General features: G+C 69.7%; 22 protein-coding genes, 1 tRNA gene and 1 pseudogene. 13 read left to right on the forward strand and 11 right to left on the reverse strand.

Translation table 11 applies throughout. From position 1 onward, the window contains the following. Positions 1 to 9 precede the first annotated feature (9 nt). A complete protein-coding gene (locus tag ACIBO2_RS35455; RefSeq protein WP_358555047.1) occupies positions 10 to 504 on the reverse strand; it encodes a DUF523 domain-containing protein in 495 nt (164 codons plus the stop codon). Beyond that, positions 474 to 1,829 carry a DHA2 family efflux MFS transporter permease subunit gene (locus ACIBO2_RS35460; RefSeq protein ID WP_397302648.1) on the reverse strand — a complete coding sequence of 452 codons (1,356 nt, stop codon included), beginning with the start codon at positions 1,827 to 1,829 and terminating at the stop codon, positions 474 to 476. Before ACIBO2_RS35460 ends, ACIBO2_RS35455 begins: the two co-directional genes overlap by 31 nt. 54 nt (positions 1,830 to 1,883) lie before the next feature. Between ACIBO2_RS35460 and ACIBO2_RS35465 the strand changes: the two genes are divergently transcribed. The 6 genes from ACIBO2_RS35465 to ACIBO2_RS35490 all read left to right on the forward strand — a co-directional run bounded on the left by ACIBO2_RS35465 (position 1,884) and on the right by ACIBO2_RS35490 (position 6,229). Beyond that, positions 1,884 to 2,573 (forward strand): TetR/AcrR family transcriptional regulator, encoded by a 690-nt coding sequence (locus tag ACIBO2_RS35465; protein ID WP_358555052.1) that lies wholly within the window; start codon positions 1,884 to 1,886, stop codon positions 2,571 to 2,573. 10 nt (positions 2,574 to 2,583) lie between these two features. Continuing rightward, entirely contained in the window at positions 2,584 to 2,946 is a 363-nt protein-coding gene (locus ACIBO2_RS35470; RefSeq protein ID WP_358555055.1) for a hypothetical protein, read from the forward strand. Continuing rightward, positions 2,943 to 3,323, forward strand: a complete 381-nt coding sequence (locus tag ACIBO2_RS35475; protein ID WP_357939863.1) for a hypothetical protein — start codon at positions 2,943 to 2,945, stop codon at positions 3,321 to 3,323. Before ACIBO2_RS35470 ends, ACIBO2_RS35475 begins: the two co-directional genes overlap by 4 nt. 29 nt (positions 3,324 to 3,352) lie before the next feature. Beyond that, positions 3,353 to 4,039, forward strand: coding sequence for an SRPBCC family protein (locus ACIBO2_RS35480; protein ID WP_358555058.1), 687 nt, complete (start codon positions 3,353 to 3,355; stop codon positions 4,037 to 4,039). Positions 4,040 to 4,163: 124 nt separating this feature from the next. Then, positions 4,164 to 5,411, forward strand: coding sequence for a CynX/NimT family MFS transporter (locus ACIBO2_RS35485; RefSeq protein ID WP_397302652.1), 1,248 nt, complete (start codon positions 4,164 to 4,166; stop codon positions 5,409 to 5,411). Then, a complete protein-coding gene (locus ACIBO2_RS35490) occupies positions 5,408 to 6,229 on the forward strand; it encodes a metal-dependent hydrolase (RefSeq protein WP_358555064.1) in 822 nt (273 codons plus the stop codon). The genes ACIBO2_RS35485 and ACIBO2_RS35490 overlap by 4 nt, the downstream gene beginning before the upstream one ends. A gap of 3 nt (positions 6,230 to 6,232) precedes the next feature. Here ACIBO2_RS35490 and ACIBO2_RS35495 read toward each other — a convergent pair whose 3' ends face one another. After that, positions 6,233 to 6,970: a dienelactone hydrolase family protein gene (locus ACIBO2_RS35495; RefSeq protein ID WP_358555067.1), complete on the reverse strand. Its 738-nt coding sequence runs from the start codon at positions 6,968 to 6,970 to the stop codon at positions 6,233 to 6,235. 81 nt (positions 6,971 to 7,051) lie between these two features. Here ACIBO2_RS35495 and ACIBO2_RS35500 point away from each other — a divergent pair, with 81 nt between their 5' ends. Beyond that, on the forward strand, positions 7,052 to 7,267 hold the full coding sequence (locus ACIBO2_RS35500; RefSeq protein WP_357648152.1) for a helix-turn-helix domain-containing protein: 216 nt from the start codon (positions 7,052 to 7,054) through the stop codon (positions 7,265 to 7,267). Between the two features lie 4 nt (positions 7,268 to 7,271). Then, positions 7,272 to 7,802, forward strand: a complete 531-nt coding sequence (locus ACIBO2_RS35505; protein ID WP_358555070.1) for a Clp protease N-terminal domain-containing protein — start codon at positions 7,272 to 7,274, stop codon at positions 7,800 to 7,802. 7 nt (positions 7,803 to 7,809) lie between these two features. Here ACIBO2_RS35505 and sigJ read toward each other — a convergent pair whose 3' ends face one another. Further along, on the reverse strand, positions 7,810 to 8,703 hold the full coding sequence (gene sigJ, locus ACIBO2_RS35510) for an RNA polymerase sigma factor SigJ (protein ID WP_358555073.1): 894 nt from the start codon (positions 8,701 to 8,703) through the stop codon (positions 7,810 to 7,812). 76 nt (positions 8,704 to 8,779) lie between these two features. Here sigJ and ACIBO2_RS35515 point away from each other — a divergent pair. Further along, positions 8,780 to 8,852, forward strand: a tRNA-Ala gene (locus ACIBO2_RS35515). Positions 8,853 to 9,675: 823 nt separating this feature from the next. Here the strand turns inward: ACIBO2_RS35515 and ACIBO2_RS35520 are convergent. The 3 genes and pseudogenes from ACIBO2_RS35520 to ACIBO2_RS35530 all read right to left on the reverse strand — a co-directional run. Further along, positions 9,676 to 9,816 (reverse strand): annotated as a pseudogene (locus tag ACIBO2_RS35520) (ISL3 family transposase); the annotation flags it as partial. 157 nt (positions 9,817 to 9,973) lie between these two features. Continuing rightward, positions 9,974 to 10,549, reverse strand: a complete 576-nt coding sequence (locus ACIBO2_RS35525; RefSeq protein ID WP_358555076.1) for a dihydrofolate reductase family protein — start codon at positions 10,547 to 10,549, stop codon at positions 9,974 to 9,976. 131 nt (positions 10,550 to 10,680) lie between these two features. After that, positions 10,681 to 11,508, reverse strand: a complete 828-nt coding sequence (locus tag ACIBO2_RS35530) for a trypsin-like serine protease (protein ID WP_358555079.1) — start codon at positions 11,506 to 11,508, stop codon at positions 10,681 to 10,683. A 452-nt stretch (positions 11,509 to 11,960) separates the two neighbouring features. On the opposite strand from ACIBO2_RS35530, the gene ACIBO2_RS35535 reads away from it, so the two are divergent. Both ACIBO2_RS35535 and ACIBO2_RS35540 read left to right on the forward strand, forming a co-directional pair. Next, the gene (locus ACIBO2_RS35535) at positions 11,961 to 12,773 is read left to right on the forward strand and encodes a hypothetical protein (protein WP_358555082.1); all 813 of its coding nucleotides are present in this window, start codon (positions 11,961 to 11,963) and stop codon (positions 12,771 to 12,773) included. Beyond that, positions 12,770 to 13,384 carry a hypothetical protein gene (locus ACIBO2_RS35540; protein WP_397302659.1) on the forward strand — a complete coding sequence of 205 codons (615 nt, stop codon included), beginning with the start codon at positions 12,770 to 12,772 and terminating at the stop codon, positions 13,382 to 13,384. The genes ACIBO2_RS35535 and ACIBO2_RS35540 overlap by 4 nt, the downstream gene beginning before the upstream one ends. A gap of 4 nt (positions 13,385 to 13,388) precedes the next feature. Here ACIBO2_RS35540 and ACIBO2_RS35545 read toward each other — a convergent pair whose 3' ends face one another. After that, complete coding sequence (locus ACIBO2_RS35545) at positions 13,389 to 14,195, reverse strand: SAM-dependent methyltransferase (protein ID WP_358555088.1); 807 nt, start codon at positions 14,193 to 14,195, stop codon at positions 13,389 to 13,391. A 183-nt stretch (positions 14,196 to 14,378) separates the two neighbouring features. Between ACIBO2_RS35545 and ACIBO2_RS35550 the strand changes: the two genes are divergently transcribed. Next, entirely contained in the window at positions 14,379 to 15,239 is an 861-nt protein-coding gene (locus tag ACIBO2_RS35550) for an intradiol ring-cleavage dioxygenase (protein WP_358555091.1), read from the forward strand. Here the strand turns inward: ACIBO2_RS35550 and ACIBO2_RS35555 are convergent, their stop codons facing one another. After that, on the reverse strand, positions 15,240 to 15,770 hold the full coding sequence (locus tag ACIBO2_RS35555) for a type II toxin-antitoxin system Phd/YefM family antitoxin (protein ID WP_358555094.1): 531 nt from the start codon (positions 15,768 to 15,770) through the stop codon (positions 15,240 to 15,242). Between the two features lie 94 nt (positions 15,771 to 15,864). On the opposite strand from ACIBO2_RS35555, the gene ACIBO2_RS35560 reads away from it, so the two are divergent. Further along, the gene (locus ACIBO2_RS35560; protein WP_358555097.1) at positions 15,865 to 16,584 is read left to right on the forward strand and encodes a phytanoyl-CoA dioxygenase family protein; all 720 of its coding nucleotides are present in this window, start codon (positions 15,865 to 15,867) and stop codon (positions 16,582 to 16,584) included. Positions 16,585 to 16,610: 26 nt separating this feature from the next. On the opposite strand, the gene ACIBO2_RS35565 is transcribed toward ACIBO2_RS35560, so the two are convergent. Beyond that, the gene (locus ACIBO2_RS35565; protein WP_358555100.1) at positions 16,611 to 17,993 is read right to left on the reverse strand and encodes an amidase; all 1,383 of its coding nucleotides are present in this window, start codon (positions 17,991 to 17,993) and stop codon (positions 16,611 to 16,613) included. Between the two features lie 166 nt (positions 17,994 to 18,159). Then, the gene (locus ACIBO2_RS35570; RefSeq protein ID WP_357939902.1) at positions 18,160 to 18,360 is read right to left on the reverse strand and encodes a DUF4236 domain-containing protein; all 201 of its coding nucleotides are present in this window, start codon (positions 18,358 to 18,360) and stop codon (positions 18,160 to 18,162) included. Positions 18,361 to 18,415: the final 55 nt, after the last annotated feature.

Consider the following 18,415-nt stretch of genomic DNA (forward strand, 5'->3'; position numbering starts at 1 on the left):
GGGAGCGCGTCAAGTGTCGAGAGTGCGCAGGTAGGCGTCGGCCTCGGCGATGTGGTCCTCGGTGAAGACGCGGATCCCGTTGAGCTCCAGCAGCGCCGTGGTGACGCCCTGGCCGGGCGTCCGGCGGCCCCGGAACGTGCCGTCGTAGACGGTCAGCGAGCCGCACGAGGGGCTGCCCTCTTTCAGCACCGCCACCCGGACGCCGAAGGAGCGGGCGACGGCGAGCGCCGACTGCGCGCCCGCCAGGAACTCGGCCGTGACGTCGGACCCGTCGGCGGTGAGCACGCGGGCGGCTCCCGAGAGCACGGCCGCGCCGCTGACCCCGCCCTCGATCTCGGCGGCCGGGCGGGGGGTCGGCAGCCCGCCCTCCACCTCGGGGCAGAACGGCACCAGACGGCCCTCCTCACGCCAGGCGGCAAGCCGGGCGTCGGCGCTGGTCTTGGCGCCGCCGTCATAGCGCACCCGCCGGCCCATCAGGCAGGCGCTGACGAGGACTCTCTCCATACCGACGATTTTAGGAGCGCGATCGGCACCAGCGAGACAGCGGCCAGCGCGATCGCGCAACCGAACGCGTAGGTGAACGGCTCGGCGACGCCCGCCCTGGTGAACAGCTGCAGGAGTACGGCCAGCAGCGCCACGCCGAACGACGACGCCAGCCGTACCGAGATGTTGCTCAGCGTCGAGGCGGCGGGCATGGCGGCCCGGTCGAGCGTCTTGAACGCGGCGGCGGCCACGGACGGCGCGACCAGCCCATGCCCGAGGCCCAGCACGAACATCGGGACCACCCCGCCGAACAGCACGAACCCCAGCACGCCGAGCGTCGCCAGCACCACGCCCGCCGCGCCGACCCCGCGCGGCCCGCTCCGGTCGGTGAGCTTGCCGGCGATCGGCATGGTCAGGGCGGCGCCCAGGCCCATCGGCGCCAGCAGCAGCCCCGCGTCCAGCGCGTCGCCGCCCTTGGCGAGCTGGCTGTAGAGGGGGACGAGCACGGTCACGCCGAACAGCGCCGCCGAGTAGCAGATCAGCGCGACCACGGCGGCCGCGAACGTACGGTCGCCGAACAGCCGCAGGTCGAGCAGCCCGCCCGGCGTCCGCACCGCCCGCACCGCGAACACCGCCACCAGCGCGAGCCCGCCCCACAGCGCCGGATGGGCGAGCGAGGCGCCGTTGCCCACCTCCGACAGGCCGAACACCAGCGCGGCCAGGCCGGGGGAGAGCAGCGCCAGGCCGAGCACGTCGAGGCGGCTGCCGCCGGTCGGCTGCCCACCGGGCAGCAGCTTGATCGCGGCCACCAGGGCGATGACGCAGACGGGCAGGTTCACCAGGAACAGCCAGCGCCAGTCGAGGTCGCGCACGATCACGCCGCCGAGCACGGGCCCGAGCACCGGGGCCAGCATCGCGGGCACCGAGATCATGGCCATCGCCCGGCCCATCCGGTCCTGGCCCGCGACCTGGGCGATCATCGCCTGGCCGACCGGCATGAGCAGGCCGCCGCCCAGCCCCTGGACCGCGCGGAAGGCGATCAGGGCACCCACCGACCAGGCCGCGGCGCTCAGGGCGGAGCCGCCGGCGAACAGCACCAGCGAGGTCAGCCAGACCGCCTTCGTGCCGAACCGGCCGACAGCCCAGCCGGTGATCGGGATGGTCATGGACAGGGCCAGCAGGTAGCCGGTGATCACCCACTGCATGGTGGCGAGCGTCGTGTGGAAGTCGCGGGCCAGGACGTTGACCGCCACATTCATGATCGTCGTGTCGAGAATCGTCATGATCACGCCCAGCAGGACCACCAGGCCGGTCATCTTGAGGGGATCTCGTACGCTGTATCGCATGCCGTACACCGTAACACTTCTCGTACGACGTATCGCCCCGCTTAGACTGGGCTCGTGAGTTCCGTCTGGTCGCGGCCCGCGCCGCAGCGACGCCCCGCGCTGACCCGGGAGGCGATCGTGGCCGCCGCGATCACGATCGCCGACGCTGAAGGGCTGGGGGCCGTCTCGATCCGGCGCGTGGCCACCGAGCTGGGCGCCCGCACGATGACCCTTTACTCCTACATCGAGCGCAAGGAAGACCTGCTCGACCTGATGGCCGACGAGATCGCCGCGGAGGTGCTGGTCGACGAGCCGCTGCCGGAGGACTGGCGCGAGGCGATCCTGACCATCGCCCGGCGCGAGCGGGAGATGGTGCTCCGGCACCCGTGGCGGGTCGACCTGGTCTCCCAGCGCGTCTCCGTCGGCCCCAACGGCCTGCGCCATGTCGAGCAGTCGCTGGCCGCGCTCGACGGGCTGGCGGTCGACCAGCCGGCCAAGTGGCGGATCCTGGCCGCGATCGACGACTACTCGCTGGGCTTCATCGTCCGCGAGTCGCTGGAACGCGCCGCGCCCCGCCGGATGGGGGTCAGCGACGCCGAGCGGAGCGCCCTCGCCGAGCCCTACATGCGGGAGCTGGTCGCGAGCGGCGCGTTCCCCCGGCTCGCGCCGCTGATCGAGGGCGGAGTGGCGGGCGCCGACGACACCTACGAGCGGGGTCTCAACTGGCTGCTGGACGGAATCGAGGGCGACCTACCCGAGCGATAGCCTTTTCTCGATGAACACCACCGTCGCCACGATCGTGATCGTCGGCTCGCTGCTGCTCGCCCTGGCGAGCCTGATCGCCGCGATCCGCAACCGGTCCATGGGCATGATCCTGCTGGTCGGGTTCACCGTGCTGGAGGTGGCGGTGCTGGTCCAGGCGGGCATCGTGATCGCCGCGGTGGTCGGCGGCCAGGGCCCCGCCGAGAAGGGCACGCTCTACGGCTACCTCGCCGGGCAGGCGGTCATCCCGCCGGCGGGCGTCTTCCTCGCGCTGGCCGAGCGGAGCCGGTGGGGGCCGGCGATCCTGGTCGTGGCCGGGTTCGCGATCGCGGTGATGACGGGCCGGCTGCTACAGATCTGGCAGGGCCTCCCATGAGCGGACCGGCGATCGGCAGCGGGCCGGGCCGGGCGCTCGTGGCCGTCTACGGGCTCTTCGCGCTCGCCGCGGGCGCGCGGGCCACGGTGCAGATCCTCACCAAGTTCGGCGAGGCGCCGCTGGCCTACACGTTGTCGGCGCTCGCCGCGCTGGTCTACATCCTGCTCACCGTCGCGCTGGCCCGTGGCGCGCGCACCCTCGCGCTGGCGGCACTGGGTGTCGAGTTGGCGGGCGTGTTGCTCATCGGCACGGCCAGCGTCCTCGATCCGGCCGCTTTCCCGGAGGCAACGGTCTGGTCGGTCTACGGGAAGGGTTACCTGTTCATCCCGCTGGTCCTGCCGTTCGTCGGCCTCTACTGGCTGCTGCGCAGGCGTTAACGGGCCGAGGGCTCGGGCAGGGGCCCCTCATGAGCACGATCGAGCACTCCGTAGATGTCCAGGTCCCCGTCAGGGTGGCATACAACCAATGGACGCAGTTCGAGAGCTTCCCCGAGTTCATGGAGGGTGTCGAATCAGTCAAGCAGCTCAGCGACACACGTACGGCCTGGGTCACCGAGATCGCGGGAGTCAAGCGCGAGTTCGAGGCCGACATCACCGAGCAGCACCCGGACGAGCGGATCGCCTGGCGGTCGGCCGACCGGCCGCACCAGGCGGGCGTGGTGACCTTCCACCACCTCGACCCGAACACGACCAAGGTCACGCTCCAGATGGAGTACGACCCTGAGGGCTTCGTCGAGACGGTCGGCGACTGGCTGCAGATCGTCCGCCTGCGCATCAGGAACGACATGGAACGCTTCAAGTCGTTCATCGAGTCGCGCGGCGGCGAGACCGGCGGCTGGCGCGGCGACGTGCCCGGGCCGCACCAGAGCGGCTCCGGCTACGACCAGGGCGACCAGCCGGTACCGCCCGTGACCGGAGACCGGCCGACGCCGCCCGGCGGTGGTGATCGCCCGATGCCGCCCGGCACCATCGGCGGCGGCGGCGAGTTCCCCGGCGGCGCCACGCTTCCGCCGCCCGGCCCCGTGCCGAGCCCGCCGCCCGGCCCGGTGCCTCCCCGTGACGAGCCGCCGCAGGAGCCGCGCCCCATCCTGTGATGGCTCTACCGCAACCCCCCGGGTGTTCTCGGGGGGTTTGCCATGTTTAGGAATAAATGCGGGTTTCGGGCCTGTTAACATGACGATTCATCCCATGACTTGATGAGTGGAGGACCGTCCCCGCATGAGCGTGCTCGCCCAAGAGACCGACCAAGAGTCCAAAGGCAGATCCCTTGTCTGGCTCCTCGTGCTGGGAATCGTCCTCGCGGCGCTCAACCTGCGTACCGCCGTCACCAGCGTGGGCCCGCTGCTCGACCAGCTCGCCGGCGCGCTCGGCATGTCGAGCGTCGGCACCGGCCTGCTCACCACGCTGCCCGTGCTGGCCTTCGCGACGGTCGGCGCGGTCACGCCCACGCTGGCCAGGCGCGTCGGCGAGCACCGGCTGCTGCTGCTCGCGCTCGTCACGCTCGGCGTGGGCCTGCTCGTGCGCTCGCTGGTCGGCTCCGCGCCGGTGTTCCTGCTGAGCAGCGCGGTCGCGCTGTCGGGCGGGGCCGTCGGCAACGTGCTCATCCCGACGCTGATCAAGCGTCACTTCCCGGGTCGTACCGGGATCATGACCACCGTCTACACCGTGGCGCTGGCCGTCGGCACCATGCTCGCCGCCGCGGCCACCGTACCGATCGAGCGCGCGTCAGGTGACTGGCACATCGCGCTCGGCGTGTGGGCGGCCCTGGCCGCCGTCGCCGTCATTCCGTGGCTTGCGCTCCTGCGCAGTGAGCCGGAACGGCGCATCGGCCAGGAGGACGCGGGCATCCGCCGGCTCGTCAGGAGCAAGCTGGCCTGGATGGTCGCGATCTACTTCGGCACCCAGTCCATGATCGCTTACATCATGTTCGGCTGGCTCGCCACCATCCTCACCGACGGCGGCTACACCACCGGCCAGGCCGGGCTCCTGCTCGGCGTGTTCACCGCGTTGAGCATCCCGGTCTCGATCCTGGTGCCCGTCCTCGCCTCCCGCTTCCGCGACCAGCGGCCGGTCGTCGTCGGGCTCGTCGCCTGCTACGCCATCGGGTTCGCCGGGTTGTGGCTCGCGCCGATCTCGACGGCGGCGGTCTGGGTGACGTTCGTGGCGATCGGCATGGGGTCCTTCCCGCTGGCGCTGATGATGCTCGCCCTGCGTACGCGCACGCCGGAGACCACCGCCGCGCTGTCGGCGTTCGGGCAGAGCACCGGCTACCTGATCGCGGGTGCGGGGCCGCTGCTCGTGGGGGTGCTGCACCAGATGACCGGCGGGTGGACGCTGCCGTACGCGCTGATGTTCGCGGTGCTGGTCGTGCAGCTGCTCACCGGCCTGTACGCGGGACGTAACCGGTATCTCGAGGACGAGTCCCTGCCGGTGAGCAAGCTCGTCCCTGCCAGAATGGGCGGATGAACTCGACAGTCGTCACCTTCCCCGACGGTCATGTCAGTGGCCGCTCGGAAATCGTCGAGGTCGTGCCGGCGGGGGGCCGGCACGGTCTCGTCGTCGCCGAAACACCGTTCCACCCGCTCGATCACACCTGGCCGGACCAGCCCGCCGACCGGGGCACGATCGGCGGGCTGCCGGTGGCCGACTGCGTCACGGGGGCCCAGTCGGGCACCGGCGAGATCTTCCTCGGCGCCGACATCCCGGTACGCCGGGGCACCGAGGGCTGGGCCTGGCTGGTCGTCCACGTGACCGAGAGCCCGCTGCCCGTGGGGGCCGAGGTCGCGCTGGAGGTGGACCCCGGCCACCGGGCGGCCCTGTCGGCCGGGCACACCGCCTGCCACCTGGCCGCGCTCGCCCTGAACGCCGCCCTGGCCGGGCACTGGCGCAAGCCCGCGGCGCCCGACGGGCTCGGCCACCCGGACTTCGACCAGAGCGCGATCACCTCGTCGCGAATCTCCCCCTTCGGCAGCGAGGACGTCTACCGGCTCGGCAAGTCCCTGCGTAAGAAGGGGTTCTCCGCCGAGGGGCTGGACCTCTCGCAGGTCGCCTCGGAGGTGAACGACCGGCTCAAGGCATGGGTCGCGGCCGACGCGGCGGTCTGGCTCGACGTGCCGGGACCCGGGCTGACGGCCCGCCGTACGTGGCACTGCGCGCTGCCGGAAGGGGAGACGTCGATCCCGTGCGGGGGGACGCATGTCCGGGGTACGGCGGAGCTCGGGGTTGTCACGGTCGAGCTGGATCTTCAGGATGCCGCGCTGATCATGCGTACTACCTGTCTCTGAGGACTACTTGTCTCTGAGGAAGGCGAGCACCCGCTGCCAGGCGTCGGCGCAGGCCTCCTCGTGCTCGGCGGCGGTGGCGTCGAAGAAGCCGTGCGGAGCGCCCGGGTACGTGACCAGTTCGTGCGCCACCCCCGCCTCGGTCAGCGCCGCGCCGAACTCGCTCACCTGCTCACCGGTGATCTTTTCGTCGGCGCCCCCGAACAGGCCCAGGATCGGCGCGCCCAGCTCGGCCGCGTGCTGCGTCGGCCCGGGACCGTACGGGCCCACGATGCCCGGCGCGCCGTAGAAGCCGATCACGCCCGCCAGCCCGAAGCGCGGCGCCGACGCGAGGAACGCGTTGCGCCCGCCCGCGCAGAACCCGAGCGCCACCGCCGGCCTGCCCAGCCGCTCGGCCGCGGCCATGATGTCGTCCTGGATGGTCTCCCTGCCGAGCTTGGAGACGTGCTCCATGAAGGGGAAGTCCTCGCCCCGCTCGTCGTCGGTGGCGGTCCTGCCGTAGTAGTCGATGGCGATGGCCGGGTGACCCTGCTCCGCCAGCCGTACGGCGAGTTGCTGGTAGAAGTCGTGCAGGCCGCGTAGGTCGGGGAGGATGACCACGCCCGGCCCGCGGACGTCGTCGGGACGGGCCTCATAGGCGGCGAACATGGTGCCGTCGGCCGAGGTCAGCCTTATGTCGGAGGCGCTCGTGCCGGTGATGGGGGTGGTGAGGGCGGGTGGTTTCGCATCGTCGTCGTAGCACATGATGGGGCGAAATTACCACTCGGCCGATAGGCGTGTCAGCATGTGTTGACAAGCGGATGCTTGTCAGCGCATGCTGACACCATGAAGGTCAACGAGCTGGCCGAGGCGGCCACCGATCGCGATCCCGGCGTGGGTCTGGCGGCCGTGGCCGCCCTGAGAGCCCTGCTGGAGGAGCTTGAGGCCACGCACGTGTCCAACGCCCGGGACCAGGGGTGGTCCTGGGAGCAGATCGCCGACGCCCTCGGGGTCAGGCGGCAGTCCGCGCACCGCAAGCACGCCCGCCGAGTCGGAAGGTAGCCACATGCTCGCCAGATTCACCAACCCCGCCCGCCGCACGCTGATCAGGGCCGGGACGCTGGCCCTCGACGCGGGGCGTGCGGCGCTCACCCCTGACCTCCTGCTGCTCGCCCTGGCCGAGGTCCGGCCCTTCTCGCTGGAGCGGTTCACCGTAACGGCTGAGGACGTACGGGGGCAGGTGGATCTCGGTGACACCCGTGAACTGCTCGCCACTCTGGGGATCGACCTCGACGCCGTGCACCGCCGTACCAGGGAGGGGACCGCCGACCCCGCGCGGTGGAGACTGACGCGGTCGCGGCTCAAGCCGCTGCGGGTGACCCTGTACGGGCCGTTGGGGGCGGTACCGCTGGCCATGCACGCGCGGAAGGCGGTGGAGGTGGCGATGTGGCGGCCGGGGGCGGTGACGGGGGAGCGGCTGCTTTGGGGGTTGTTGGCCGATTGCTCGAACGGAGTGGGGCGGATTCTGCGGGACGGCGGGGTGGATCTGCGGGCGCTGGTGGAGGAGGCGGGAATACCGATGGCCCGGACTGCGTAGCGCTGCGTCAGGCCGGGGCGTCGAGGTGGGTGATCTTGTCTGGGTTCGCGATGAGGTAGATCGTGTCGATCTTGCCGTCCGTGACCAGCAGGGACATGACGGTGACGACCCGGCCCGCGGCCGAGGCGACTATGGCGGGTGCGCCGTTCACGTTCGCCAGGTCGTACGACAGGGTGACCAAGTCGCTCGCGCCGATCGAGGCCATGAACTTGGCGATGCCGTCGGGGGTGGCGATAGACGTCAGGAAGCGCGTCACGTTCGCGGCGCCGGTCAGGGCGCGCAGCGGGGACCGGGCCTTGCCGCCGCCGTCGCTCACCAACGTCACGTCGGTGGACAGCAACTCGATCAACCCGTCCAGGTCACCGCTGGTGGAGGCGCGGATGAAGCGTTCGGTGATGCGCCGCCGCTCGCCGCGGTCCACGTCGAAGCGGGGCCGCTTCTCCTGTACGTGATCGCGGGCGCGCCTGGCCAGCTGCCGCGTGGCGGGCTCGGCCCGGCCGATCACCTCGGCGATCTCCGAGAACGGCAGATCGAACGCCTCCCGCAGCACGAACACCGCCCGCTCCAGCGGCGAGAGCGTTTCGAGCACCACGAGCAGCGCGAACTCGACGGAATCGGCCAGCTCCGCGTGCTCCGCCACGTCGGGCGCGGTGCTGATGGGCTCGGGCAGCCACGGGCCGACGTACGACTCGCGCCGCGACTTCGCCCACCGCAGCCGGTCGATGGCCAGCCGCGACGTGATCCTGACCAGGTACGCCTTGGGATCGGCGACGATCGTCTCATCCACGCCGGACCAGCGCAGCCACGCCTCCTGCACCACGTCCTCGGCATCGGCCACGCTGCCCAGGATCCGGTACGCGACGCCGGTCAGCAGGCTGCGGTGGTCTTCGAAGGTCGACATGAGACTTAAGACGTATCACGGGGGATCGTGTGTGACACACCCACACCAGGATTCCTATACACTGAGATCGCACCAAGGGGCTATAGCGCAGCTGGTAGCGCACCTCCATGGCATGGAGGGGGTCTGGGGTTCGAATCCCCATAGCTCCACTCGTCGGCGGGGTTGTATGGTCGCTTGCCCCCTACGGGGGCTTCGCTTCCCCCCGGCCTCCTCGTTGTTTGCCCCGGGGGATAACCCCCGGACCCCCAGCGTCGGGCCAATCGGCCTTCGCTTCGCTCCGGGCTGTTTTTCTTTTTGGTTCCTAATCGGCTTCGCCTCTTTTGGCGCTTCGCGCTTGGGGGCTTCAGGCGTTTTCTTTCAGTCGGGCCTGGTCCCGACCCCTGTAGGGCCTTCGCTTCGCTCGGGCGGTCTTATTTAGGCGCTTCGCCTGCTTGCCACGGCGGGATCTCATTGCTGTGACCATCTGGAAAGCCGCATCTTGTCGAGATGGCGTCCGCCGCTGAGTGGTGGATCCACGATTTCGTTGTATGGCTTCTGCGAGGACGGTCAGGGCTGAGTGGCCGAGAAACCGCACCGCTCTGCGGGATGTCATCTCTGTTGATCGCGTGACTACGTTCGCCCGTATGGGCGCCGGGACGCCGTTTCCCCGCGTTGGGGCCTTCTCCGGCCAGAGCGGCTTCACGGGTCCTAGGATGACTTCCCGCAGGGCGGTGTAGCTTCTCACCCGCTCAGCCCTGTTCGCCCACGTAGGAAACGCACAATGAGATCGTTGATCCACCATTGGGTGGGACACCACCCTCGCGTCCGCCCCGCACCGGTACCCGGCGCACCGCGTCCGCATCCCCGCGGGCTGGTGGTCGCGGTTCTGATGGCAATGTGATCAGCGGCGCGGTAGTCCGGGGCTCCGGCACATCGACGTGATCAAGGCGCTGGGCTTCAGCCCGGATCAGGTGGTCGTGGTTTACCGGCTCTTCATGATCGAGGGTATGACTGGGGTCTGAATCCGTCGGTCTCGAGCAGTGACCAGGCGACGTAGCCGGTGAGATTGCGGAAGCCCGGGGCGGAGCCGCGTAGGTGTTCCAGGCGGAACCCCAGTGCGGTCGCGCCCTGCGACCAGCACCAGCGATCGATCCTCATCCAGAAGCGCCCAGAACTCGATCAACTCATCCAGCGTGGCCGGTTCCATGCGGCGACGTCACTTCGCCACCGGCGCCAATCGGACCTGAGTGATTAACGTGCCCGGCCTGGCTCAACGACGCCCCGTCGCCGATCAACCGTGTCGGGTCGGCCGGTAGGTCAGCACCTGTGTGTGGCCGTCGAAGGTCCGGGCTTCGAGCAGTTCGAGGTCGAAGTCGTCCGCACCGTCGAAGATCCGGTCCACGCCGGTCGTCCCGGAGATCACGGGGAAGACCGTCACCTCGATGGCGTCGATCAGGCCGGCGTTCAGCAGTGCCCGGTTGAGCGTCAGGCTGCCGTGGGAACGCAGCGGCACATCGGATTCGGCCTTGAGGCGCGTGACCACCTCGACAGGGTCGCCGGACTCGATGGTCGTGCCCGGCCAATCCAGCGGCTCGGTCAGCCGGCTGGAGAGCACCGTGACCGGGGAGTCGAACATGCGCGTGATCCACGCGTCGAACAGGCTGCGGTCGAAGCCCGCGTCAAGGAACGGCGCGTTCGAGGAGTAGGTCTTGGCCCCGAGCACCATGCGCAGCGGGTCGCGGTAGGCGGCGGCGCGATGGGCGAGCAATTCGGGCCCCTGCTTGCCCCAGTAGCCGCCCCAGTCGCCGCTGTGGTTGGCGAAGCCGTCGAGCGTGGAGAAGATGTCGAAGGTGTACGTGGCAGTCATGGGTGTCTCCTTGCGGGAAGCTGGCCGCGGCCGCCTTGTGGCGGCCTCACCCCTGCTACGAACACCACCGCCCCGATCCGACACACCTCCCGGATTTTCCTGCAAAAACTTTCCGGGCTCATCCAGGGGGACTACCGGGGGTCAGCGGAGGCGCCGGCGGCTTCGGGAAGAGGAACGTACTTGCCGAGGAACTGCCGGGCTGACGGCTTGTCCAGGCGGTAGTCGTAGTTGGTTCCCTTGCAGGCGTCGTCCGCCCCGCTGATCGACGTGGCCACGAGGAGATGCGAGTCGGGGCCGCCCAGGAAGTTCGGGCCGCCTGAGTCGCCGAAGCAGGTGCTGCCGTCCCCATGGGAAGTCAGGGACAGGTCCAGCCATTTGGCGGACAGGTTCTCGAAGGAGATGGACGCTTGGCGGCGAGTGTCGGTGTAATGCCACTGCTCGCCGTGCCCTCCCTTGGCCTGGGAGCCGTGGCCTCCCTTGGCCGGGGAGAGGGCGCCGTACCCGACGGGGGTGAAATGTGTGGACTTCAGCTTGCCGTCCGCCTTGAGGCGGTCGAGCATGCCCACCTCCGGCAACTGGGCCGGGCGGATGCCCGTGACGGGCTTGTCGAAGACGACGACTGCCATGTCGTGCAGATCCGAGTCCGTCGAGAATCGGGGGTCGGGGATGTACCGGCCGGCGTAGAGCTGGTCGCCGCGCGTGTAGTGATGGGAGAAGGAGACCTGGGCCGTCTTCTGATTCCGCTCCCCGCAGTGCGCGGCGGTGAGGAAGACCGTCGGCGAGACGAGGGTGCCGGTGCAGTACGCCCAGGTACCGTCGGAGTGCGGCTTCTCGGCGACGAGGGCCCCTACTTCCGGATGGGCGTCACCGTCGTCCGAGCCGTTGGTGATGGCTGCCGCGGGCGTGGCGGAATAAGCGATCGTGGCAGCAAAAACTAGGACAAAAGGGACGTAACGCATCTGAGGAGTGTAGGCGGAACATAGCCTCCGCATGGAATACCGCGCAAAAAATTTACCTGGGTCAGGACTGATGTGACGCTTGTGAGTGCGGGGACGCGGGATTCGGCGATGCCGCGCATAGATGGGTGACGACTTGGGACTTGCCGCTCGGTGCCGTCCAGTGTCTCGCCATTCAGCTCAAGAAAGACGACCGCCGACGTCCAACCGAGTCGTTTGTTGCCGTCGACCAGAGGGCGCCCAATGCAGAGGTTCGCGGGTAGTTGGCCTCCGCCTCGGAGGTCGACGGATGGTCGCTGCGATCGAACTGAGAAGAGCCGATCTGCCCTCCGTAACCCAATGGTTGCTTTACGTGTGCTTAGGTAGTCCTTTGACAAGTTTGTGGGCCGGAGTGGGGTTGAAGGGTGTCAAAGTACGGCTGGCGTCACTCGGCGTTCGCGCCTGCGGTGGGCTTGATGGTTTCCGCGCTGCTGTTCGTGGCCGGAGCGGTGGAAACGCTGCTGGTGTCCGTGGGTGCGACCACGGCCCCGCCGGCCGCGGAGGTCGTGGTCACGCTGATCATCGCGGTGTTCCTGACCACCGTTCTCAGGCTCGTCAGGGCCGTACCGGATATCCGGCGGGAGAGTGCCGCGACGGCGCGGGCCGTGGCGAACGTGCAGGCGGTGAAGCCGAGCGAGGACACGCTGGTGGGGCGGCGGCTCAAGCTGTTCAAGGAGGCGGCCGAGGCCGGGAACGACTGTGAGGCGGTGCTGGGCGCCCGGTCCGCGCTGGACGACAGCGAGATGGCCAACAAGCATCACCTCGACCACGCGCTCATCTGGGCGCTGCCGGTGTTCGGGTTCATCGGCACCGCGCTGACGATGGCCGCCATGGTCAGCTCCTTCTCGAACGCCCTGGACAACCAGGGGGACCCCAGCGTGCTGATCACCGCGCTCAAGCAGCACGTGCTGCCCGAGCTGGCGTCGGCGTTCGGTGTCACCCTGGTCGCGCTGTTTCTGAGTGTGCTCGCCTTCGGTGGGATGGCGCTGATCGAGCGGGCGGAGCGGGCCAGCGTGGTGGCCGCCGATGAGGTGTTCCTCATCTATATCGCGCGCCTGCCCGTCAAGCAGGTGGCGCCCGCCATGACGGGGCTCACCCAGGAGCTGTCGCAGTCCAGGGGCAGGACCGAGGAGCTGGTCAAGGGTCTGGACGCGCTGCGCACCGCGGTGGAGCGGTTGAGCGCCGCCGAGAGCCGGCCGCAGAAGTACACGCTGGTGAGGGAGCAGTGAGGAAGCGGGCCTCCAGATCGTTCGCGCCGCCGCTCGACCTGCGCTTCATCGACCTGTTCATGTCCATCGTCCTGGCGCTGTCCTTCGTGGCGATCATGCTGACCGTCGTGGCGCGGATGCTGCCGACGGACGTCCCCACGCCGCCGCGTCAGGAGACGCGCCAGAGCGTGGCCCAGCTGCAGAAGCAGCTCGACGCCGCCATGGTGGCCAAGCGGAAGGCCGAGACCGAGCTGCGCGCCACGCAGGCGCAGATCGCCGAGCAGACCGCCTTCGCGCTGCCGTGGTGGCTGATCGGGTTCTGCGCGCTGCTCGGCGTGCTCACCGTGTTCATGAGCTGGCGGATCCGGCTGTGGAACAAGGGGAATCTGCCCCGACTGCGCAGCTGGCTGATGGTCACCGTGGTGGTGGCGGCGGTGACCGTGGTGATCAGGTCGTTGAGCGACAGTGACGGCTATCTGCTGCTCGCCGAGATCCCCTGGTGGGGGGCCGACGCCCTCTGTCTTGGGCTGTTGCTGGTCGCGTACGTGCTGATCTCCGACATCCGGGCCAGCCACGCCGCGCTCGGCCAGATCAGGGTGCGGTCGGCGCGCGGCTCGGTCCCGGAGCGGTAGAGGATCACGGTTTGCGGGCGACTCCGGCCAGGACCCAGGCCCGCTTGGCCTCCTGGTCGGAGACCGGGGTGCTGGAGCGCCACTGGCGGACATAGATGAAGCCGGGGTCGACGAGCTCCAGCCCATCGAAGAAGCGCACCGCCTGGTCGCGATTGCGCGGACCGCCCTTGGGCCGGTTGAGCGCCTCCCGGAAGACGTCGGCGATCTGCTCGGCTATCTCCGGGCGGCCGTCGAAGACGGCGTGAGTGAGGCAGAGGAAGCTCCCGGGCGCCAGCCGCTCGCACAGCCGGGCCACATGCTCGAACGGGCCGTCCTCGTCGGGGATGTACTGGAGCGCGCCAATGATGAGGACGCCGACGGGCCGGTCGAAGTCGATCAGCTGATTCAGGGTGGGATCGTCCAGCATGGCGTCGGGGTGGAGGATGTCCCCTTCGACCACTCCCGTGCGCGCGTTGGTGGCCAGCAGCGCCCGCGCGTGGTTGAGCGCGACCGGGTCGTCGGCGACGTACACGACGTTGGCGTCCGGGTCGAGCGACTGGGCCACCTCGTGGACGTTCCGCTTGGTAGGCAGTCCGGAGCTGACATGGACGAACTGCGTGACCCCCTGCTCGACCAGGTAGCGCACGACCCGTTCGCGGAACTCCTGGACGTACTCGCCCATCGCCTTGGCGTCGGGGATCAGCGCCAGGACCCGCTCGGCGGCCTCGCGGTCGGCGGCGAAGTTGTCCTTGCCGCCCAGGAAGTAGTCGTTCATGCGGGCGACGCTGGGAGCGTTGGCCGATACCCCTGGCCGTCGGGGCGTGTCATTCATTGTCATCTCCTCGCTCCCACCCGGCTAAGAGGACAGTAGCAAGCCAAGGGCCATCCGGGAGGCTTGTCCTGGTTTGTACGGTCGAAGACTCATGAAAGGTTCATCCGCAGCAAATGGCGTCTCAAGGGGTGGTTCTTAGCTTTGCTGGCGCAAGGGAAGTTCAACTCTTCGGAAGGCGACCACATGGGACACGATCATGAGGGCCAGCGCGTCAGCCGGCGGCGGTTGATCACCGGGGTCAGCTCGCTCGGGCTGGGCAGCCTGCTCGCCGCCTGCGGCCAGGACGCGCCGGCGGTGACCACCTCGACAGGGGCGAGCGTGTCTCCGACGGCGACCACCACCAAGGATCTCACCGCCCTGTTCGCCGACGCCAACACCTGTACGCTGACCGCCACCACCACGCAGGGCCCCTACTACTTCGACGCGGACAAGATCCGCAGCGACATCCGGGAGGACCGGAAGGGGACGCGCCTGCGCCTGGCGGTCAAGGTCCAGGACAGCGAGACCTGCAAGCCGCTGGGGAACGCGGTGGTGGAGATCTGGCACTGCGACGCGGCCGGGCTCTATTCGGGAGCGGAGTCGCAGTCGACCGGTGGCGGCGGCCGTCCCGGGGGCACCCCGCCGACCGGTGCCCCGCCGAACGGTGGCCCGCCCACGGGTGCCCCGACCGGTGAGACCAGCGCGAACGACCTGACCCCGACGGACGACAAGCGCTACCTGCGCGGGGCCCAGGTCACCAACAGCGCGGGGACCGTGGAGTTCACCACCATCTGGCCGGGTTGGTACCGGGGACGGACGGTGCACATCCACGCGATGGTGCATTTCAGCAACGCGCGGGTGCTGACCACCCAGGTGATGTTCGACGAGGCGCTCAACACCAAGGTCTTCACGCAGTCGCCGTACGCGGCGCACACCGGCCGGGACACCTTCAACGACGGCGACACCATCTACAAGGACAGCATGCTGCTGAAGGTCACCCAGGAGGACGACGGCTATCTGGGGGCGATCGTCTTCTCCGCCGACTCCGACAAGGACGGCAAGTGATCAGGCCCCGGCCTCGGGCGGGCGCAGGCGCCGTAGGGCCTCGCTGACGCTCTCACCCAGTCCGGTGGCGATCGGGTTGCCGTCGGAGTCGCGGGCGACGGCGGAGTAGGCCGGTCCCGGCAGCTCGGTCAACAGGATGGTGTTGCCGTCGCGCAACAGGTCCTCCGGTGCGAGGCGGTGTTCGCGCCGGTCTGCCAGGTCGCGGGCGGCGACCAGGGCGGCCACGGGGGCGCGGTGGCGGGTGAGGAGTATGGGGCCGCTGTCGTGCGGCTGGGCGGCCTGTCGTACGAGGTCGCCGAGCTTGCGGCGGACCGTTGACAGCGGCAGGGTGGGCAGGCCGGTCAGCGGCCCGGACACCCCGGACAGCGGGACCAGGGCGGCCCATTCCCAGCGTTCGCGGGTGATCAGCGTCGTCTCGCCGTCCTGGGCGGCGCGCACCAACCGGCCCCAGTGAACGCGTGCCTCCTCGACGCCGAGCGGGGGGCCGAGCCGGGCGACGAGCTCTTCATAGACGGTCGGGGTGTCGTACATCGGTAGAATGTAAGCCGCCTTACCGATAAAATGCAAGCCGCCTTACAAAATCGGGCTCGAAAAACCGGTTGCGGCCATTAATAGCGTGGTCGGCATGGAGGCACTGGTGGAGTCGTTCGTGCGGGACGGTTTCGTGAAGTTGACGATCGGTTCGCGCGAGCAGGGTGAGGCGGCGCAGGCGCTGCTGTGGCAGCAGATCGGCCTGTCGCCGGACGAGCCCGAAGGGTGGCGCGAGCCGGTGGTGTGGGCCGCGGACATGACCGGGTATGGGCCGTTCGGCGAGTTGGTCGGATCGCCCGAGCTGGCGGCGGGCTTGGACGCGGTGTGCGGGAAGGGTGGCTGGCAGCCGCGTGGCGCGGCGGGCAACATTCCGATCCGGTTCCCGCGGCGACCGCCGGCCGACGACCGTGGCTGGCACCTGGACGCCAACGTGTCGCGGCCCGACGGCAGCTGGGGGGTGACCGTCCGCTCGACTACGCTCCTGGTGCTGATGCTGTTCTCGGAGGTAGGCGAGTCGGACGCGCCGACCCGGGTCAGGGCGGGGTCGCAGCGGGACAGCTTCGGGGCGCTGGACGAGCAGCAGGTGTACGACCACATCAGCGCGGGCGGGCTGGCGGACGCGGCCAGCAAGGACCGGCCGCTGGCCCTGGCGACCGGCTCACCGGGGGACGCCTACCTGGTGCATCCGCTGACCGTGCACGCCGCGCAGGAGCACTTCGGTGAGAGGCCCAGGTTCATGGCGCAGATGCCGTTCATGCTGACCGAGCCGTTGGACCCGGCGGCCGGCACGCCGCTGGCCAGAGCGCTCCGCTGAGACCTGCCACTGGCTCGACCCACCGGTTATCGGGGGTCGATCGGTGTCAGGGGCGGGGTTCCGGCCTCGATGGCGGCGGCCGCGTCCAGGCACAGGTCCTCGCGGAAGCGCGGTCCGATGATCTGTACGGCCTGCGGCAGCCCGTCCGCCAAACCGGTCGGGACCGCGACCGAGGGCAGCCCCAGCAGGTTGGCCACCACACTCATGCGCAGCGCCGCCGGCCACCCGGCCAGCCACTCGGGATCGAGGTCGGCGCCCACCGGGAACGCCGGTATCGTGCAGATCGGCGCGAGGACCAGCGGCGCCGAGGCCGTCCAGTCGTCCCAGGCCCGCGCGATGGCGGCGCGTTCCATCATCGGGTCGAAGGCGGCGCGCCCGCCCGCTCGCGTCCAGATCTCCTCGTAGGCGGCCCAGAACTGGACGAACCCCTTAGAGGCGACCGTCTCGACGGGTGGCTGCTCCTCATGGACGCGGCCGTAGGAGGACATGATCTGGGTGTAGATCTCGGAGGCCCGGTCCAGGGCGGGCGGCAGGCTCTCCGTCACCCGGTAACCGGCGTCGGCGAGCAGCTTGGCCGCCTGCCGCACGGCCGCGGTGACCTGCGGGTCCGCGTCGAGGCCGGTGACCGCCGCCACGCCGATCGGCCTCGCCGGGGCGGGACTCCGCAGGGGGACCGGGGCGTACCAGGGGTCGCCGGGGGCGTGGCCGCACATGTGGTCGAAGGCCAGCCGCAGGTCGGCCACCCGGCGCGCGATCGGCCCGTGCACGCCCAGCAGCTGGAACGCGAACGGCGACGCCTGCCCTCGCTGGGCGATCCGGCCCAGCGACGGCTTCAGTGCGGCGACGCCGCAGCACTGCGCGGGCCAGCGCAGCGAGCCCGCGCCGTCGTTGCCGATGCCGAGCGGGGTCAGGCCGGTCGCCACCGCGGCCGCGTCGCCGCCGCTGGAGCCGCCCGGCGTGTGGCCGGCCGACCAGGGGTTGCGGGTCGCGCCGCGCAGGTCGTTGTCGGTGTGCCAGCGGATGCCGAACTCCGGCATGTTCGTCCGGCCGATCGGGATCGCGCCCGCCGCGCGCAACTGGGCGATGTGCTGGGCGTCGCGCGGGGCTACAGCGTCGCGCAGGGGGACGATACCGAGTGTCGTCGCCGAGCCCGCCACGTCGACGTTCTCCTTGACCGTCATGGGGACGCCGCATAGCGGGCCCGGCGCCGTGCCGTCGCGCAGGGCCCGGTCGGCGGCGTCCGCCGCGTCGAGGGCCTGCTCCTCCAGCACCACCGTGATGGCGTTGACCTGCGGATTCACTTCGGCGATCCGCGTCAGATGGGCCTGGACCACCTCACGGCTGGACACCTCGCGGGTGCCGATCAGCCGCGCCAGGTCTTGGGCGGTCGATGCCCATAGCTCAGCCACAACATCCTCCTTGAGGGGGTAAGCGGTGCCGAGGAATCTAGGGCGAGAATTCAGAAAGAGGCAGTCTTGTCTTTCCCGGCCGCTTCAGCCAGCCGGAGAACGCGCAGGTGGGAGCGGCAGGAAAAAGGGCCGGAGGCGATCGCCTCCGGCCCTTCGGAATATCCGGCTAGTTATGCCGGGTGGTCTTGCGCCAGGTGAATCCACCCGGCAGGTTGACGGATATCGTGCGGCGGCCGTCCGCCGTGCGAGTGACACGGAACAACCGGTTGCCCCAGCTGTGCCCGACGCCGCCGCGCGACAGATTGAGCCTGAACGGCCCGAGCTTGATCGACTTTCGGTAGCTCCAGCCCATCGAGGTTCCCTCCATGAGATCGCGAGGGCTCCCAGCTACCCGAAAATTTGCGAAATATCGGGTTTATTGT

It is taken from the genome of Nonomuraea sp. NPDC050022 (assembly GCF_044460705.1).
GTDB lineage: Bacteria > Actinomycetota > Actinomycetes > Streptosporangiales > Streptosporangiaceae > Nonomuraea.

Coding starts and splice junctions, on each gene's coding strand:
- ACIBO2_RS35455 (WP_358555047.1), bottom strand. CDS start 504: ATGGAGAGAGTCCTCGTCAGCGCCTGCCTGATGGGCCGGCGGGTGCGC.
- ACIBO2_RS35460 (WP_397302648.1), bottom strand. CDS start 1,829: ATGCGATACAGCGTACGAGATCCCCTCAAGATGACCGGCCTGGTGGTC.
- ACIBO2_RS35470 (WP_358555055.1), top strand. CDS start 2,584: ATGAACACCACCGTCGCCACGATCGTGATCGTCGGCTCGCTGCTGCTC.
- ACIBO2_RS35475 (WP_357939863.1), top strand. CDS start 2,943: ATGAGCGGACCGGCGATCGGCAGCGGGCCGGGCCGGGCGCTCGTGGCC.
- ACIBO2_RS35480 (WP_358555058.1), top strand. CDS start 3,353: ATGAGCACGATCGAGCACTCCGTAGATGTCCAGGTCCCCGTCAGGGTG.
- ACIBO2_RS35485 (WP_397302652.1), top strand. CDS start 4,164: ATGAGCGTGCTCGCCCAAGAGACCGACCAAGAGTCCAAAGGCAGATCC.
- ACIBO2_RS35490 (WP_358555064.1), top strand. CDS start 5,408: ATGAACTCGACAGTCGTCACCTTCCCCGACGGTCATGTCAGTGGCCGC.
- ACIBO2_RS35495 (WP_358555067.1), bottom strand. CDS start 6,970: ATGTGCTACGACGACGATGCGAAACCACCCGCCCTCACCACCCCCATC.
- ACIBO2_RS35500 (WP_357648152.1), top strand. CDS start 7,052: ATGAAGGTCAACGAGCTGGCCGAGGCGGCCACCGATCGCGATCCCGGC.
- ACIBO2_RS35505 (WP_358555070.1), top strand. CDS start 7,272: ATGCTCGCCAGATTCACCAACCCCGCCCGCCGCACGCTGATCAGGGCC.
- sigJ (WP_358555073.1), bottom strand. CDS start 8,703: ATGTCGACCTTCGAAGACCACCGCAGCCTGCTGACCGGCGTCGCGTAC.
- ACIBO2_RS35525 (WP_358555076.1), bottom strand. CDS start 10,549: ATGACTGCCACGTACACCTTCGACATCTTCTCCACGCTCGACGGCTTC.
- ACIBO2_RS35530 (WP_358555079.1), bottom strand. CDS start 11,508: ATGCGTTACGTCCCTTTTGTCCTAGTTTTTGCTGCCACGATCGCTTAT.
- ACIBO2_RS35535 (WP_358555082.1), top strand. CDS start 11,961: ATGGTTTCCGCGCTGCTGTTCGTGGCCGGAGCGGTGGAAACGCTGCTG.
- ACIBO2_RS35545 (WP_358555088.1), bottom strand. CDS start 14,195: ATGAATGACACGCCCCGACGGCCAGGGGTATCGGCCAACGCTCCCAGC.
- ACIBO2_RS35550 (WP_358555091.1), top strand. CDS start 14,379: ATGGGACACGATCATGAGGGCCAGCGCGTCAGCCGGCGGCGGTTGATC.
- ACIBO2_RS35555 (WP_358555094.1), bottom strand. CDS start 15,770: ATGTACGACACCCCGACCGTCTATGAAGAGCTCGTCGCCCGGCTCGGC.
- ACIBO2_RS35560 (WP_358555097.1), top strand. CDS start 15,865: ATGGAGGCACTGGTGGAGTCGTTCGTGCGGGACGGTTTCGTGAAGTTG.
- ACIBO2_RS35570 (WP_357939902.1), bottom strand. CDS start 18,360: ATGGAGGGAACCTCGATGGGCTGGAGCTACCGAAAGTCGATCAAGCTC.